This window comes from Candidatus Thiodiazotropha sp. LNASS1 (genome assembly GCF_964212655.1).
Classification (GTDB): Bacteria; Pseudomonadota; Gammaproteobacteria; order Chromatiales; family Chromatiaceae; genus Thiodiazotropha.
The window spans coordinates 1,575,695-1,591,948 of the sequence record NZ_OZ156465.1 but is presented as its reverse complement, the minus strand read 5'-3'; the positions used below and the strand labels follow the sequence as shown (position 1 = coordinate 1,591,948).

Genomic DNA, 16,254 nt, shown 5'->3' with positions numbered 1-16,254 from the left:
GCACATTCTGTCAATTACGTTGCGGCAATGAACGGTCGGATATAATCATGCGCATTCTGTTTCTCACCCACGCATTCAACAGCCTCAGTCAACGGCTCCACGTGGAGTTGCGGGCCATGGGGCACGAGGTATCGGTTGAGTTCGACATCAACGATGCCGTGGCGTTGGAGGCAGTTGGTCTGCATCGGCCCGATCTGATCATCGCACCCTTTCTCAAGCGGGCAATACCCGAATCGATATGGCGTAATCATGTCTGTCTTGTAGTCCACCCCGGTATCAGGGGCGACCGGGGGCCCACATCACTCGACTGGGCAATCCTCAAGGGTGAGAGACGTTGGGGGGTTACGGTACTCCAGGCCAATGGGGAGATGGATGCGGGCGATATCTGGGCCAGTGTGGAGTTCGAGATGCGCGAGACGGCTAAAGGGAGTCTCTATCGCAACGAAGTAACCGAGGCAGCCGTTGAGGCTGTCATATTGGCAGTGGAGCGTTTTCAGGCAGGTGACTACCAACCCCAACCCCTGGAGCAGGTTGATGCAACACAGCGGGGTGGATGGCGACCACTGGTCAGGCAGACAGACAGGGCCATCGATTGGCAACGTGACACTACCGCGGAGGTGTTACGCAAGATACGTAGCGGTGATGGAGTCCCAGGTGTCCTGGATGAGCTCTTTAAGCGACAGTTCTATCTCTACGATGCCTGGCCGGAGACGACCCTGAGGGGTAAACCCGGCGAACCGATCGCCCGTTGCGGGCCGGCAATCTGCCGCGCGTCAGTTGATGGCGCAGTCTGGATCGGGCATCTGCGGGAGAGGGAGGGCGAGCATCCTTTCAAGCTGCCCGCCACCCATCTGTTGGCACAGGAGGTCGCTGATCTGCCGGAGATCGAAGCCGATGCTGATTCCGGCTACCGGGAAATCTGGTATGAAGAGGTGGAGGGTGTGGGGCTGCTCCATTTTCCCTTCTATAACGGCGCCATGGGTAGCGCCCAATGTAAGGCGTTGTTGTTGGCCTTGCGCGATGCGAAATGCCGGGACACAAGGGCGATAGTGTTGATGGGTGGAGCGGATTACTGGTCCAACGGCATGCACCTGAATATGATCGAGGCAGCCTCCAGTGCTGCCGATGAGTCTTGGCGCAATATCAATGCCATCGATGATCTCGCGCGTGAAATCATACAGACAGAAAACCATCTTACAGTGGCCGCGTTGCAGGGTAACGCCGGGGCCGGTGGCGTGTTTCTGGCCAGGGCCGCCGATGAAGTATGGGCACGTCGCGGAGTGATACTCAATCCTCACTACAAGGATATGGGCAATCTCTTCGGTTCAGAGTATTGGACCTATCTGTTGCCCCGCTATAGCGGCGATGAGAATGCGACACAAATTGTCGAGAGTCGCCTGCCTATCGGGGCCGATGAAGCAAAGGCGTTGAACCTGATCGACAAAGTAATTGATGAACCGGATGCCGGTTTCGTTTCATCTGTTCGCCAACTGGCAACCAGCATGATCCGCACTCCGGCATTTACTGAACGTCTACATTACAAGAATGCACGAAGGCAGGCCGATGAGGCGATCAAGCCGCTGGCCCGCTATCGTGAGGAGGAATTGGAACAGATGAAACGCAATTTCTACGGATTCGACCCGAGCTATCATGTGGCCCGCTATAACTTCGTCTATAAAGTTCCGAAGTCTCGCACACCCCTGACCCTCGCCAATCATCGTTGGACCAAAGCGGTCAGGAGGGTGTCATGAACACGCTGCCCACAGTCCTGATCGTGGATGATGAGGTGCGCAGTCTGGAGACACTGCAGCGTATCCTGGAAGATGAGTTTGACGTGAAGACGGCGGAGAATGTCACTGAGGCGCGAAAGATCCTCGAGACCGACTGGGTGCAGATTATCCTCTGTGATCAGCGGATGCCGGAGATCACCGGTGTGAAGTTTCTCAAACAGGTGCGTGAGCAGTGGCCCGAGGTGATTCGGATGATCATCTCAGGTTATACCGACTCCGAAGATATCATCAGTGCCGTCAACGAAGCAGGCATCTACCAGTTCGTTACCAAACCCTGGCATCCTGACAGTCTGATTCTGTTGTTGAAGAATGCGGCCCAACTCTTCGAACTGCAGCGAAAGAATGAAATCCTCTCGGTTGAGCTGAAGATGTCGCCGAGCCGCTTGCAGTCCGCCATGGATCAGAAACGCAAGCGTCTGCGTGACGACTACCGTTGTGACGATCAGATCGTGCGCAGCCCCGAGAGTGGTATGAATCATGTGTGTGAAAAGATTCGCAGGGTTTCGCCATATGATGTCTCGGTACTGCTCACCGGTGAATCGGGCACTGGCAAGGAGCTGGCGGCAAGGGCGTTGCACTACAACAGTCAGCGTTGGGACCAGCCCTTTGTTGTGGAGAACTGCGGCGCGCTGCCGGATGAGTTGTTGGAAAGCGAACTCTTCGGCTATAAGAAGGGGGCCTTTACAGGTGCGGTGGAGGACCGGGCGGGAATCTTCGAACGGGCCAACGGCGGTACGGTATTCCTCGATGAAATCGGCGAGGTCTCGCCAGCCTTTCAGGTAAAACTGTTGCGGGTATTGCAGGAGGGTGAGATACGCCCTTTGGGCAGCAGCCAGACACGGCAGGTGGATATTCGGATCATCGCCGCCACCAACCGGGATCTTGAGCAGGAGGTGCGCGAGGGGCGTTTTCGTGAGGATCTCTATTACCGGCTTGCCACCGTCACCATACATCTGCCCGCATTGCGTGAACGCAGGATGGACATCCCGTTGATCGCCCAGTCCATCCTGGAGGTCTCGATGGGGCAGTTGGGTAAGCATGTAAAGGGATTCACAGAAGAAGCCTTGGCCTGTATGCAGGCCTACCATTGGCCAGGCAATGTCCGTGAGTTGCAAAATGAGATTCGGCATATGCTGGTTATGAGCGATAGTGAACTGCTGAGTGCGGACATGCTCTCGCCTCGGGTGCTGCAGGCGGCGCCGGAAGAGGACGAAGCCGACTTGAAAGTTATGAACGGACTGGACGGCACACTTAAGGAGCGGGTCGAATCACTGGAGGCGCGCATCCTCAAGGAGTGCCTTATCCGCAATCGTTGGAACAAGAGCCAGGCGGCGAAAGAGCTGGGCTTGTCCCGGGTCGGACTGCGCAGCAAACTGGAACGATACGGGCTTGAAAAAATCGAGCAGTTGCACGAGAGCCAGGACGTGGTGGGTAGTTGAATGCGTTTATTCAGTCCGCAAATGAACGCTAATAAACGCAAATGTTTAGATGATATGTCGATTCTTCTGGTTCCCACGCTCCCGCTGGGTAATGCAGATCTCAGCGAAACAACAGAACAAATTGTGGTTTCCCGCGGAGGAACGCAGGAGCCAGACAAATGCAGCATAAAACCATTAGCGTTCATTAGCGTTCATTTGCGGACGCACAATACAGGGAGTAGTCATGGCTGAAACCAAAACACGCCTCAAAAACAGCCTGATTGATAAGGTTGTCATGGATGAATCGTTGCAGTTGAATGAGACCACCGAGAGTGCATGGATCGACGTTATCCAGAAGATGGATAAGGTTTATGCCGATCTGGTTCACTACCAGGTGGAGTTGGAACAGAAGAACGCCGAATTGGAAGAGGCGCAGCAGTTTATTCGAAGTGTACTCGAATCGATGAGGGAGGTATTGATTGTCTGCGATACCGGCGGCCGGATTTTACAAGTGAATCAGGCGCTGGAAGACCTTACCGGGAGGCTGGAGAGGGAACTGTTGAATTGTCCGTTCAATGAACTGTTCGGCCTCGAATCACAGCCGCTGGTTGAACAGTTCTCGGAAAAACTGGGCAATGATGACGTTGTCGATTGCGAGGTCAATCTGCTTACCCAGGGAGGTGGATTCATGCCGTTGGCGATGAACTGCTCCTCCCGTTACGACATCAAGGGAAAACTCTTGGGTATGGTGCTGATCGGCCGGCCGGTAGGCGAGCTGCGTCGTGCCTATGAGGCTCTGAACAAGGCTCATATCGATCTGAAACAGACCCAGGAACACCTGGTGCACTCCGAAAAGATGGCCTCGCTTGGCCGCTTGGTGGCCGGGGTGGCGCATGAGCTTAATAATCCCATCAGCGTGGTATTCGGGAATATGCACGCCCTGAAACGCTACGGTGAGCGTATCAACAACTACATAGCGGATGTGAATAAACATCTCGACCCGGATCTGCATAAGGAGCTGAGAGAAAAATATCGGATAGACAAGATTGAATCCGATATGGGGCCGTTGATCGAGGGGACCATGGAGGGCGCGGAGCGCATCAGTAATATCGTGCTCGATCTGCGTCGTTACTCAGGTATCCAGAAAGAGCAACCGGAACCCTTCGAGCTGAAGCATGTGGTGATGACGGCAACCGAGTGGGTGATTAAGGCCTCAAGGGAGAAACCCGAGGTGCGTTATGAACTGCTTGACAGCTGTGTGATCAGGGGGCGCCAGGGCCAGGTGCATCAGATTCTGATCAATCTGATACAGAACGCCATCGATGTGATGGAGCGTCAGGCAGAGAAACTGATCACTATAGGTTGCGACAGAGACGACAAGGATGTCCGGATTCGTATTCACGACAGCGGACCGGGTGTCGCTGAGGGTGACATGAATAAACTCTTCGATCCCTTCTATACCACTAAGGAGGTGGGAAAGGGAACGGGTTTGGGACTCTATATCAGTTATGGACTGGCCCGGGATATGGGGGGTGACCTGTCGGCTGAAAACAGTGCCGATGGCGGTGCCATATTCACCTTAACCCTGCCGTTGAAGGTGGAAGCCGATGGCTGATGTGGATAGGCAACCCCTGAATCTGCTATGGCTGCAATCAGGCGGTTGCGGTGGTTGTTCACTCTCGATGCTCTGTGCAGAGGGGCCGGACCTGTTTACCGCATTGGAGAGTGCCGGTATTCATATCCTCTGGCATCCCTCCATCAGCGAGGCTTCGGGATCTGAGTTCATCGAACTGCTGGAAACCATCATTCTTGGCGAGCAACGTCTCGACTTGCTCTGCCTTGAGGGTTCCGTGGTGTGTGGACCCAACGGTAGTGGAAAGTTTCACCGACTTGCCGGTACGGGAGAACCGATGATGAAGTGGCTGGCGCAGCTTGCCGCTGTGGCCGGTCATGTCATCGCAGTGGGAAGCTGCGCCGCCTTTGGCGGTATCACGGCCGCCGGTGGCAATCCCAGTGAATCCTGTGGGCTACAGTATGACGAAACGGTCATCGGCGGGCTTCTGGGCAAGGAGTTCCTGACGCAGCATGGCTTGCCGGTGATCAATATCGCCGGTTGTCCCGTGCATCCCAACTGGGTGACCGAGACCTTGTTGCAGATCGCCTCCGGTGAACTGCAGCGGGAGCATCTCGATGAATGGGGTAGACCGCGCAATTATGCCGATCATCTGGTCCACCACGGCTGTCCACGAAACGAGTTCTATGAGTACAAGGCGAGCGCGGAAAAGCCATCCGACCTGGGCTGCATGATGGAGCACATGGGTTGCCTCGGCACTCAGGCCCATGCCGATTGCAACACTCGGCTCTGGAACGGGGAAGGCTCCTGCCTGCGTGGCGGCTATGCCTGTATCAACTGTACTGCCCCAGGCTTTGAGGAGCCGGGCCACCCCTTCACCGAAACACCGAAGATTGCCGGTATCCCGGTGGGTCTGCCCACCGATATGCCCAAGGCATGGTTCGTGGCACTGGCATCCTTGGCGAAGGCGGCGACACCCACACGCTTGAAAGAGAACGCCGTGGCGGATCATATCCGGGTGCCACCCCGGCGGCGACCGGGTAGTAAGTCATGAGCCGTCGCATCGTTGGGCCCTTCAACCGGGTAGAGGGCGATCTGGAAGTCGAGTTGGAGATTGAGCAGGAGAGGGTGAGGTCGGCCCGGGTCTCCTCGTCCCTGTTTCGCGGTTTCGAGCAGATGCTTCAGGGCAAGGAGCCGGGGGATGCCCTGGTCTATACACCGAGAATCTGCGGTATCTGCTCCGTCTCCCAATCGGTCGCTGCGGCCCAGGCGCTGGCGGCCCTGCAGGGTGTGACGCCACCGCTGAATGGTGAGCTGGCCATCAACCTGATCCTGGCCAATGAGAACGTGGCCGATCATATGACCCACTTTTACCTCTTCTTCATGCCCGATTTCGCCCGTGAGACCTATCGCGACGAGCCCTGGTATCCCATGATCGAGTCGCGCTTCAGGGCGCAGAGCGGCAGTGCCGCAAGGGAGATGCTGCCGGCCCGGGCGCAGTTCATGCACCTGATGGGATTGATGGCGGGTAAGTGGCCGCACAGCCTGGCCATCCAGCCGGGGGGCACCACCCGGGCCGTCGAGATGCAGGAGCGGGCACGGCTGCAGGCGATCCTGTTTGGCTTTCGGCGCTTTCTCGAAAGCACCCTCTATGGCGACAGCCTGGAGAATATCGCAAGCCTGAATTCGATTGCCGCACTCGATAAATGGATCGAAGCACACGATCCAGGTAGCAGCGATTTCAGGCGTTTTCTCGAAGTAGCCAGGGCGCTCGACCTCCACATGCTGGGTCGCGGTAATGACCGTTTTATGAGCTATGGTGTCTATCGGCAGCAGGGAGAGCCCAGATTTCGTCAAGGTCTCTGGGATGATGCCGAGCAGCCGTTGGAGACAGCGCTCATCACCGAAGATCTCAGCCACAGCTGGATGGTGCATCAGAAGAGCCCAAGGCACCCGTTCGACGGCATAACCTTGCCCGATGCGGATGTGGCAAATGCCTATAGCTGGTGCAAGGCGCCGAGGCTGGACGGGCGGGTGGTCGAGGTTGGCGCCTTGGCGCGACAGCAGGTGGACGGTCAGTCACTGGTCAGAGCGCTGGTCGCAGAGAGCGGCGGTAATGTGCGCAACCGGGTTATCGCACGTCTGCTGGAGATTGCCAGGGTGGTTATGCTTATGGAGACCTGGGTCAGAGAGCTCAAGCCGGGCGAGGCCTTCTGCAATCACAAACCCTTCCCGCAGGTGGCCCAGGGATACGGCCTGGTGGAGGCGGCCCGCGGTAGCCTGGGACATTGGATCAAGGTTAAAAACGGTCACATACTCAACTACCAGATTATCGCCCCGACAACCTGGAACTTCTCCCCCCGAGATCACCAGGGTCAGCCTGGCGTCCTGGAACTCGCACTGGTGGATGCGCCGCTCAGACCGGGGGAGAAGGACCCGGTATCTGTACAGCATATCGTCAGGTCATTCGACCCCTGTATGGTCTGTACGGTGCACTAGTTAAGGAAAAACGTAACCCTTCTCCTTCCACCACTCGACCATCTTGTCATTGACGGCGCTCCAGTCCACCCGGTCGGAGGGGCTGTTGGTGCGTCCCATCTCGATAGCGGTCTTATCCAAAAACTTCACGTACTCCTGTTTCAACGTTTCGGGTGCATGGGTGAAATGTTGGACCTCGCTCATGTTGTTTCTCCGATTGATCTGATGCGTAGTTAATCGAGTCAAGAGACCTGATTGTTCTTAACGCTGATTTTTCAACCAAGCACTCTACTGAATCAACATAGGAATCATAAGGTATTGCGCCGCTTTGCTGCTTAGGTCTGCTATTGTTATTTTTCAGTGCGTGGCATAACGGTTCTAAGACAAAAGCCCACCAGGAACTACCGTTCAAACTGTCCGTGTTTTAGGAAATATATGGTTTGCAAGGCAACGTTTTTGTCATACCGCATGGCCGAGTGTCCCGATTCAATGAGGATAAAATCGTCCATCCCTTCAATCAGGGTGGAATACACCGGTACCAATCCGTCATCCGGGCCGGCAATCGGATCGTCATGCATGCTGCCCTCCCTGTAGCCGGCGATCACGCCCAGGGGATAGTCGGGTCTCGGTAGCGTGTTGGGGAAACTTTCCGAGTCTGTTCCCAAAGCGAGTGCCGCTTCACCCGCAATCTGCAGCCACCAGCGGTGGCGGTATTTGTCGACAAAGTCTGTACCGTGGTTGGGTGTACCGATCATGACGACGCGACCGAGGTTTTCCGGTCGTTGACGATCCAGATAGGCGCGAATGATCAGCCCGCCCATAGAGTGTCCGACGAAATGGATAGGGTGCTGACGGTTTTCACAACAGCGTTCGATATCTTGGGTAACAGCGTCAACAATCAGGTTCGGTGTGGTACGAAATGAATCGTAGTCGATACGAACTGCATTGTAACCGGCATCTTCCAAACGGGAAGCCAATAGCCACATGGCTGCCTTGCTCCGCCCTAACCCATGGAGCACCACCACGGTTTCTCGATTCTGTGGCGTATCCGCATCCGCTTCGGTAATTGGAGCTAGCGAGCAACCCAGCCCGGTGATCAGTAAAACGGTCAGGATGAGGAGCAATGCATTGGGCTTGTGTAGACGTTTAATCATCCCAGGGTCTCGGTTTAATTAATTTAGCAGCCGGTCGTTGCGAGCACTCTCCGGTGTGGTCCCCGTCCACCCGTGATAGGCACGGAAGAAGGAGTTGGGATCATTGAAGCCGAGCAGAAAGGAGATCTGGGTATGGGTGAGTTCGGAATTTTTCAGGTAATGGGTGGCAAGGTCCTCCCGTACCTCATTCAACACCTGCTGGAAATTGGTCTCCTCCTGATTAAGGCGGCGTTGCAGGGTGCGCTTGCTGATCAGTAAACGATCGCTGACAGCCTCTATGGATGACTGGCCGGCGGGCAACAGTTCCAACAACAGGCTGCGTACCCTAGTGGTGAAGTCATCCTCTGCCGAGAGATCCGCTAAACGCTGATTGAGCCCGGACTCGAAAAATTCCCACATCTTCTCATTGGCGCTGATGAAGGGGCGTTCAGCATCGGTTGCGCGAAAGCTGAGGCCTATTTTTTTGGCGCGTTTGGGGATGATGCCGAAGAACCGGTTGTAGGCCTGCTTCGGTTTCAGTTCGATGGGTGTCAACACCTCCGATGGTTTGATATGTTCCCGTGTCGCCATGCGGGCCAACTGCACAAAAAATGTGAGTTCCGATGCGACCAGGGCAGTTGGTATAACCAAACCTTTCTCTAGAAATTCCACCTCGAGACGAGTCTGTTTTCTGGTGCGGGTCATTATCAGGCGGCAGGGGCCGATCAATGGCTTGTAGTGACTGAGTCTTTCCAGGGCGACGTTAAGATTGGGGCTGCAGTAAGCGGCAAACAACGGTGGACTGAAGAAGTCAGTAGAGAGGCTCTCAACCAGATGAATTGGAAGTGTTGGATTTTGCATCACGACTGCCAGTGCATCCCAGAGCCGGAAATATTCGGCGGTCGAGAGGGATGCGTCAATACGGGTAAATAGATCCTGCGGCAAGTCTGCCCGGATCAGTATCTCCTTGGCATCGATATTGTGTTGATGGAAGAGTGCATTCCAGCCTTGGTCGATGATGAATTTTCGCATGTTAGTTGTTCAGCCTGTTTAATAGCCATGTCCGGTCTAACTAAATGATAGGTCTCGGTTGGATAATATACACTTGCAAATTGCGTCACTGTCTATTCGGATCGTGCCAGTGGCGCAAACCCTGCCAAGTGTGGACTATTTCACCATCGACATGATCAGTCTGTCGAAACTGCGGTCACTGAACCACTTGCGAACAAACAGCAGGGTAGCTGCATATTTACCCGCTGCATAACGTGTTTTCGGTTTTTTAGCACGCACCGCTTTGAGTACCAGCTTGGTAATCACGCCTGGTTCCGATCCGCCTCCCTGTTCATATTCGGTTCGTTGCAGCTTGACGATCGATTCCGTCAAGCCGGCATAGGGGCCATGACCTGATCGCTCTATCATGGGTCCGGTCATGACTTCCCCAAACTCCGTTTTAATGGCGCCCGGCTCGATGATGACCACATCGATGCCGAATTGGCGCAACTCCAGGCGCAGGCAGTCCGACCAGCCCTCGAGGGCGTGTTTGGTGGCGTGATACCAGCTGCCCAAGGGCGTATAGACTTTGCCGCCGATAGAGGAAACGTTAATGATTTTTCCGTTTCCCTTCGTCCGCATGGATGGTATGACGCGCTGGGTCAGATAAGCCAAGCCGAACAGGTTGACTTCGAATTGGTAGCGTGCATCGTCTATGCTGGTCTCTTCCATGGCCCCATACATGCCGAATCCGGCATTGTTGATCAGCAGATCGATGCCGCCATGGTCTTTTTCGATAGTTTCAATGACGGCATCGATCTGTTCCCTGTCCGTTATGTCCATCTTCAGCGGTATTGCCCCGAGCCGTTCCAGGTTGGCCATTTTCTCGATACGACGGGCAACTGTATAGACCACCAATCCCTCCGCAAGTAGCGCCTGCGCAAAGTCCTTGCCCATGCCGGAAGATGCACCGGTAACCAATGCCACCTGTTGTTTTGAAGTGTTTTCTTTCATCTCTCGTCTCCAGATTTGTATCAGTTCATGTAATGAAAATGTTAGTTTCAGGGGTTGGTTTAGACACTAGCCGATCGCGCCAATAGTTATGCAGAAGCCGCCAAGCGGTGGTTGAAGGGGATTGTCTTAGCAATTTGCTGATACAATCCAAATCCTAACGGTTACACAAACATTCCATGATAAAGAGTAGATGCTCGATGCAATACCAATATGAACTGATCGAGTCTGACCCGGTCTATCGGGGATTTCTCAAGGTCAACCGCTATCGTCTGCAGCACGATCTCTATCTGGGGGGTAAGAGTGAAGAGCTGATACGTGAACGGCTCGAACAGCTGCGTGCGGTATCGGTCCTGCTCTATGATCCGAATCTGGATCGGGTGGTGCTTGTTGAACAGTTCAGAATCGGCGCGGTGGGTAAGGAGAAGATACCCTGGATACTGGAAACGGTGGGAGGTTTTACACCGGCTGGGGAGAGCGATGAGTCGGTGGCCAGACGAGAAGCGCTGGAGGAAGCTAATTGCGAGATTGGCCGTATCGAGCATATCTGTGAATTCATGGTCAGCCCGGGCATATCCGTGGACCGTATATCTCTCTATTGCGGTGAGGTCGATGCATCCAATGCAGCGGGCGTGCATGGTCTCGACCATGAGGGAGAGGATATCCGCGTGGTAGTGATGGATGCAGAAAAGGCTGCTGCGGAACTGTATACCGGACGCGCCAACTCGACCAGTATTATCATTGCCTTGCAGTGGCTGGCATTGAACCGTGAGAGGATCAGGAAGAAGTGGCTGACTTAGGGCCTGTTATCGTTAATCGGATTATTGTCGACAGGCCCTAGCCTGCATCTAGCCGAATGAGGCCTTATATACTCGCAGGTATGTGAATTTGCTGATCCTTCTGAAGGAATAATAGGGTAACGCTGAATTAATCAGAGTTTTCCTAGAATTGAAAATAGATAAACACCTGGGGTGTAAGTGGCGGGAATATAATCAGCATAAAGATGAAGTAGCTATATATCATCGCCTGCACCAGCCAGTGGGTGCGCAACACATAGAGCATATCGCCGGAGCGTTCGATAACCAATTCCAATATCACAATCGGCAGTGCGAAAAAGCCCAGCATCCCGAGCGAATAGAGAGAGAATTCGGTCATCGAAAAGTTGTGGAACAATTGAGCGAACATGGATACCGCCTGAGTCAGGTTTTCAGCGCGGAACAACAGCCATGTAATACATACCAGGTGGAAGAATATAATTGCACCGATAACCTTGCCGACAAGGCCGGGAATCAGGATCTTTTTGGTTACACCTTCCAATGCGTGATAAACAACCAGAATGAAGCCATGCGCCAGCCCCCACACGGCGAAAGTCCAGTTGGCTCCATGCCATAAACCACCGAGAAACATTGTCAGTACAAGATTCCTGAATGTGTTGAAGTGACCGTGACGATTACCGCCCAAGGTTATATAGAGATAGTCTCTGAGCCAGGAGGAGAGGGTGATATGCCAACGCCGCCAGAATTCGCTTGGCGTTGTGGAGAAATAGGGCATGCGGAAGTTCCATGACAGATTGATCCCCAACCATTTGGCTATGCCTTGGGCAATAGACGAATAACCGGAGAAATCACCATAGATCTGGAACGCGAATGCATATACGCCAATCAGAATTTCGGTGCCGTTCAGGTCGCTGACGGGGGTGGAAAATACCTGGTTGACAATCGGGGCCATATTGTCGGCAATCACGACTTTCTTGAACATGCCGATCAGGATGTGATAGAGACCTTCGGAAAAATTTCCTTTTGTAAAACTCCGTGGGTTTACGATTTGCGGTAACAGATCCTTGGAGCGTTCAATCGGTCCGGCAACCAATTGGGGAAAGAACGATACGTAAACAGCGAAATCCAGCAGATTGTTCGTCGGTTTGGTTTTACCCCGATAGACATCGATAGTATAGGCCAATGTCTGAAAGGTATAGAAAGATATGCCGACTGGAAGAATGATATTCAGAGTCGGCATGGATGCCTGGAATCCCAATGATTCGAGTAATACAGCAAATTCTTTCGAAAAGAACCCGAAGTACTTGAAGAAACCCAGTAGTCCCAGATTGCTGCATAGCGAAAGTAAAAGCCAGCGTTGCCGTATGGGTTGTCTCGTCTCCTTTTCCAGTTTCTGGGCAACGATAAAATCAACGATTGTTGAGAATGCGATCAGGCTTAGAAATCGCCAATCCCAGTAGCCGTAAAATACATAACTGGCGACGAGTAACAAAAAATTCTGCCCGCGATGCCCAAGGCGCCAATAGATCAATATGACAGTAGCGAAAAAAGCCCAAAAAATATAACTATTGAATAACATGCATTGAAGCCTTATTAATCACTGCGGCAAAGTTGAGTGTACCTTTGCGAAATCGACAACGAGTTTTTGTGTCAATAAGGCACTGCCATTTTCATTCAAATGCATTTCATCCAGAAACAGATTGTCTGTAATAAAATCCAGGCTTCGATAATCCAGTAAGGAAATGCCCTCGCTTTTGACAAGATTGAGTAATTCCGGGTCAAGTTCATAGGTGTTTTCGCGGATCGGCATGGCCATCAATACAACATGCTTATTGTAGGATTCCATTTTTTCGATGACCTGGCTTAGCTCGCAGTATGTCAAATCAGGACCACTTGCCGAATTGCCTGCATTTCGCATCCTTCGGTTGATCTCCTGCGTGGCGCTCATGTAGTGAGGAATCAGGATGCCCAGCATTCTATTGCGAAAGGCTTCACGATGCGTAAAAAGACGGAAAGTCGAGGCAGTTAGAAACTCGCCGATTTCAGCACTTCCCATTTTCGCCTGTTCGGTAAAATGCATCAAATCACTGTAAGAGCAGAAGAAACCGCCGAGCTGGGTCGGCAGTAATCGCGATTGATCTGCAAGCTGGTTCCAGGCAAACCCAATAAACACTGTATTCGGCTTGTTCTTGAGATCATAGATACGATTGCGCAGGATGCACGACCAGGACCAAATCGTCGTTGCATCCGGTACCATCTTCTCGACGGTTGGGTAGGCAAGACCCTGGGCTTCCAGGCCGGATTTTAATAGAGAGGCATCAATTCCATTATTGGTTAAGGAGTTTCCAAGAACGAGCAGGCCAGGCTCGTTTGTTTGATCAAATCTTTCTGAGAGTTCAGGTATCTCGATAACATGGGAGATATTACCGGACAGGGAGCCTTCAACTGAACGCAACAGGGCTTCGGCACTGAAGAGTACTACTGCAAGTGTTATCAGGACTTTTGCTACAGTCGGCAGATTTTTCATTATTATACCAATGCAAGCGTTATGAGAATGCAAGTCCTTATGAAATGGTTGTAAGCAGCATGAAAAAGTATCATGCCACAATATTCATTCGGGGCAAATTTTCTTGAAATGCTCTGACTATTTCAGAGTTCCTCCAGATCATTCCTGGATTGATCAGAATCCCATTTATAGTCGTTATTCTAACCTGTTGCCATACTCTACAGTGTTAAAAAATACCATCCTTAGAGGTGAAGTCTGGCCAATTCACGGTCCGGTATACCGAATTCCCAGGCTTCATCAAAGATGGTTTGCATTCTATTGACTCTATGGCGGTCGTTGTAGCAAGCGGTGCCAAGTAGATTTTCGGCCTGTTTTCTATGCAGGTAGCCCAGTTCATCGACCAGTATGAAATTTTCCGCATACTCCAGATATTCTTCTCCGGGTATACGGATTTCGATGGTTGTGGACAGGCGCTGCGCCAATTCGACCAACCGATGGCCCTGTTGCACCACCAGAGTGTTGTCTTGCAATAAGATGCGGATACGGCTGAAACGGGATCGCATTGCCAACTGTTTGGTGGCGTCGATAAAGGGAGGGGTATCGAAAATCTGTGGATCGAGTGTCTGACTGAAGATTGCCAGGTGGCGTTTGGCCTGTCTCACCATGCTTGTGGCATGTATCTGGTGATCTTCGATGGTATGCAGATGATAGAGCTCAGTGGTCATACCAAGCTGAGCCAGAAAGAGTTCCTCGGCTAAGTCCTTGTTGAGAGATAAGACCATCATCTGATGTTCGATTCCGGCCTCCATAAAAGGCTCGCCGCTGGCTGTGAAACCTGCTTTGGCGTAGAAGGGTTCAGCGCTGCTCTGGGCATGTAGGAAGAGGGTCTGCAAGCCGATTGAGTCAGCATGCTGAATCAGGTTTAACAGCAGCGCCGTACCAATACCCTGATTGCGCCACTCGGGGACTACCGCCATGCGCCCTATCTGTCCGTTACCCAGCAAGCGTGCGGTTGCGATGGGTCTTTGGTGCTGGTCCAGTGCAAGCAGGTGATGGGCCATGAGGTCATCATCATCCCACTCCATGGCAAGCGGGACGCCCTGTTCCTCAACGAAGACAGGCTCTCTGACCTGACGCAGCAACTCCCGTTCTTCAGGCCATTTCGCCTTTCTGATCGTGTAGTCACTCTGTGTCATCTTTAAATATTATATGTCCGTCGTTGTAGAGCCGGCACAGCAGGGAGAGATACACTGGCTGTTCGAGCCACTCCTGCAGATAGCCGAAATGGAGCACTCGATAGTGGGTAACAACCGGTAGGAAATCACCGGAGTCGCTGGGCAGCGTATAGTGTTGTCCGTTCACGAACAAGGTGTCATAACCGTCATGTTCATTGCGGCTGAAGGCCATGCGGGCATAACTGTGACGGTGGATAACGGCCTGTTCCCGAAAACGGTTGTGAAACTCTTTATCAGTCAGCTGCTCAGAGCGCGGGTAGATCTGCAGATGCTCCTTTGCTTCCGTCACGAAACGGCCGAACCAACGATCGTTTTCCTGCCCATGCCTGATGCACTCTTCAAGCATGGCCTTGAACTCATTCAACGAGGGGGGGAGTATCTCTCCCGGTGCGGACTGGGGTTTCAGAGGGGGATCCCGGTAGCGCTGTCGAGGCATGCGAGATTCAAGCGCAGCCTCGAACCAGGCGGTCGCCATCTCATGCAGCGTGGGTGCGCGGAAACCGACTGAACAGGTTATGCACTCACCTTCGGCTATCCCCCAGTGGGCGACATTGGGGGGGAGGTAGAGCATGTCACCCGGCTCGAGCAGCCACTCCTGTTCCGCTTTGAACTCAGGAAGGATGCGCAGATCGAGGTCGGGTATGAACTCGTCCTCTGATACGGGGCGTGAGTGGATTTTCCAGCGGCGTTTGCCTTTGGCCTGGAAGAGAAATACATCATAGTCATCGATATGGGGTCCGACAGAGCCTTGGTCAACGGCGTAGCTCACCATCACGTCATCGAGCCGCCAGTCCGGAATAAAACGAAAATAGTCCAGCAGCTTGGCTATCTCGGGCAGATGCTTGTCTACATCCTGTACCAGAAGCGTCCAGCGACTGTCGGGCAGATCTGAGAAGTCATCCTCATCGAAAGGTCCATAGCGCGCCTCCCAGGGTGTGGCGCCATGTTTCTCAAGCACCAGGCGAGATTCAATCGCTTCTTCACAGGCCATACCGGCCAGTTCATCCGCTTCGAGGCCGCATTGAAATTCGGCCAGCGGATTGCGAAACAGCAGGGGTTTCCGTTGCCAGTATTCGGCAAGAAACTTTTCCGCATTCAAGCCATTGGGAAAATGCAGGTTTTGCATCGAATCACGCTCTGTCCGTTCAATACACTATTTTATAAGGCTTATTTTATGCCGCAAATGGACGCAATTCACCGCTAATTTACGCAAATGACTTGATGAGCAAAGTCACTACTAAATAACAGGGATCATAAACAACCCGGATATGTGAAACCTTTCTCACCTAATCACAATATGTAGATTCATTACCTAATCTATATAATTAATGCGCAATCATAGAA

At 52.9% G+C, this 16,254-nt stretch carries 14 protein-coding genes; 6 read left to right on the top strand and 8 right to left on the bottom strand.

Features of this window, described 5'->3' with window-relative positions:
- Nucleotides 1–47: 47 nt before the first annotated feature.
- The 5 genes from AB8516_RS06840 to AB8516_RS06820 all read left to right on the top strand — a co-directional run bounded on the left by AB8516_RS06840 (nt 48) and on the right by AB8516_RS06820 (nt 7,280).
- A complete protein-coding gene (locus AB8516_RS06840) occupies nt 48–1,751 on the top strand; it encodes a hydrogenase maturation protein (RefSeq protein ID WP_369159295.1) in 1,704 nt (567 codons plus the stop codon).
- Entirely contained in the window at nt 1,748–3,229 is a 1,482-nt protein-coding gene (locus AB8516_RS06835) for a sigma-54-dependent transcriptional regulator (RefSeq protein WP_369159293.1), read from the top strand. The genes AB8516_RS06840 and AB8516_RS06835 overlap by 4 nt, the downstream gene beginning before the upstream one ends.
- Nucleotides 3,230–3,452: 223 nt before the next feature.
- Entirely contained in the window at nt 3,453–4,823 is a 1,371-nt protein-coding gene (locus AB8516_RS06830) for an ATP-binding protein (protein WP_369159291.1), read from the top strand.
- Nucleotides 4,816–5,835 carry a HupU protein gene (locus AB8516_RS06825; protein WP_369159289.1) on the top strand — a complete coding sequence of 340 codons (1,020 nt, stop codon included), beginning with the start codon at nt 4,816–4,818 and terminating at the stop codon, nt 5,833–5,835. The genes AB8516_RS06830 and AB8516_RS06825 overlap by 8 nt, the downstream gene beginning before the upstream one ends.
- Nucleotides 5,832–7,280, top strand: coding sequence for a nickel-dependent hydrogenase large subunit (locus tag AB8516_RS06820; protein WP_369159287.1), 1,449 nt, complete (start codon nt 5,832–5,834; stop codon nt 7,278–7,280). Before AB8516_RS06825 ends, AB8516_RS06820 begins: the two co-directional genes overlap by 4 nt.
- Here AB8516_RS06820 and AB8516_RS06815 read toward each other — a convergent pair whose 3' ends face one another.
- The 4 genes from AB8516_RS06815 to AB8516_RS06800 all read right to left on the bottom strand — a co-directional run bounded on the left by AB8516_RS06815 (nt 7,281) and on the right by AB8516_RS06800 (nt 10,396).
- Nucleotides 7,281–7,463, bottom strand: a complete 183-nt coding sequence (locus AB8516_RS06815) for a hypothetical protein (RefSeq protein ID WP_369159285.1) — start codon at nt 7,461–7,463, stop codon at nt 7,281–7,283. It abuts the gene before it with no gap.
- Between the two features lie 197 nt (nt 7,464–7,660).
- Nucleotides 7,661–8,413 carry an alpha/beta fold hydrolase gene (locus AB8516_RS06810; protein WP_369159283.1) on the bottom strand — a complete coding sequence of 251 codons (753 nt, stop codon included), beginning with the start codon at nt 8,411–8,413 and terminating at the stop codon, nt 7,661–7,663.
- A gap of 18 nt (nt 8,414–8,431) precedes the next feature.
- Complete coding sequence (locus AB8516_RS06805) at nt 8,432–9,424, bottom strand: AraC family transcriptional regulator ligand-binding domain-containing protein (protein WP_369159281.1); 993 nt, start codon at nt 9,422–9,424, stop codon at nt 8,432–8,434.
- Between the two features lie 135 nt (nt 9,425–9,559).
- On the bottom strand, nt 9,560–10,396 hold the full coding sequence (locus AB8516_RS06800) for an oxidoreductase (protein WP_369159279.1): 837 nt from the start codon (nt 10,394–10,396) through the stop codon (nt 9,560–9,562).
- 197 nt (nt 10,397–10,593) lie between these two features.
- Between AB8516_RS06800 and AB8516_RS06795 the strand changes: the two genes are divergently transcribed.
- Nucleotides 10,594–11,193 (top strand): NUDIX domain-containing protein, encoded by a 600-nt coding sequence (locus AB8516_RS06795; protein ID WP_369159277.1) that lies wholly within the window; start codon nt 10,594–10,596, stop codon nt 11,191–11,193.
- A 142-nt stretch (nt 11,194–11,335) separates the two neighbouring features.
- Here AB8516_RS06795 and AB8516_RS06790 read toward each other — a convergent pair whose 3' ends face one another.
- The 4 genes from AB8516_RS06790 to AB8516_RS06775 form a co-directional block, all read right to left on the bottom strand.
- A complete protein-coding gene (locus AB8516_RS06790) occupies nt 11,336–12,661 on the bottom strand; it encodes an MBOAT family protein (protein WP_369159275.1) in 1,326 nt (441 codons plus the stop codon).
- Nucleotides 12,662–12,766: 105 nt separating this feature from the next.
- A complete protein-coding gene (locus tag AB8516_RS06785) occupies nt 12,767–13,696 on the bottom strand; it encodes a hypothetical protein (RefSeq protein WP_369159273.1) in 930 nt (309 codons plus the stop codon).
- Between the two features lie 221 nt (nt 13,697–13,917).
- Nucleotides 13,918–14,871 carry a GNAT family N-acetyltransferase gene (locus AB8516_RS06780; RefSeq protein ID WP_369159271.1) on the bottom strand — a complete coding sequence of 318 codons (954 nt, stop codon included), beginning with the start codon at nt 14,869–14,871 and terminating at the stop codon, nt 13,918–13,920.
- Complete coding sequence (locus AB8516_RS06775; protein WP_369159269.1) at nt 14,858–16,036, bottom strand: JmjC domain-containing protein; 1,179 nt, start codon at nt 16,034–16,036, stop codon at nt 14,858–14,860. Before AB8516_RS06775 ends, AB8516_RS06780 begins: the two co-directional genes overlap by 14 nt.
- Nucleotides 16,037–16,254: the final 218 nt, after the last annotated feature.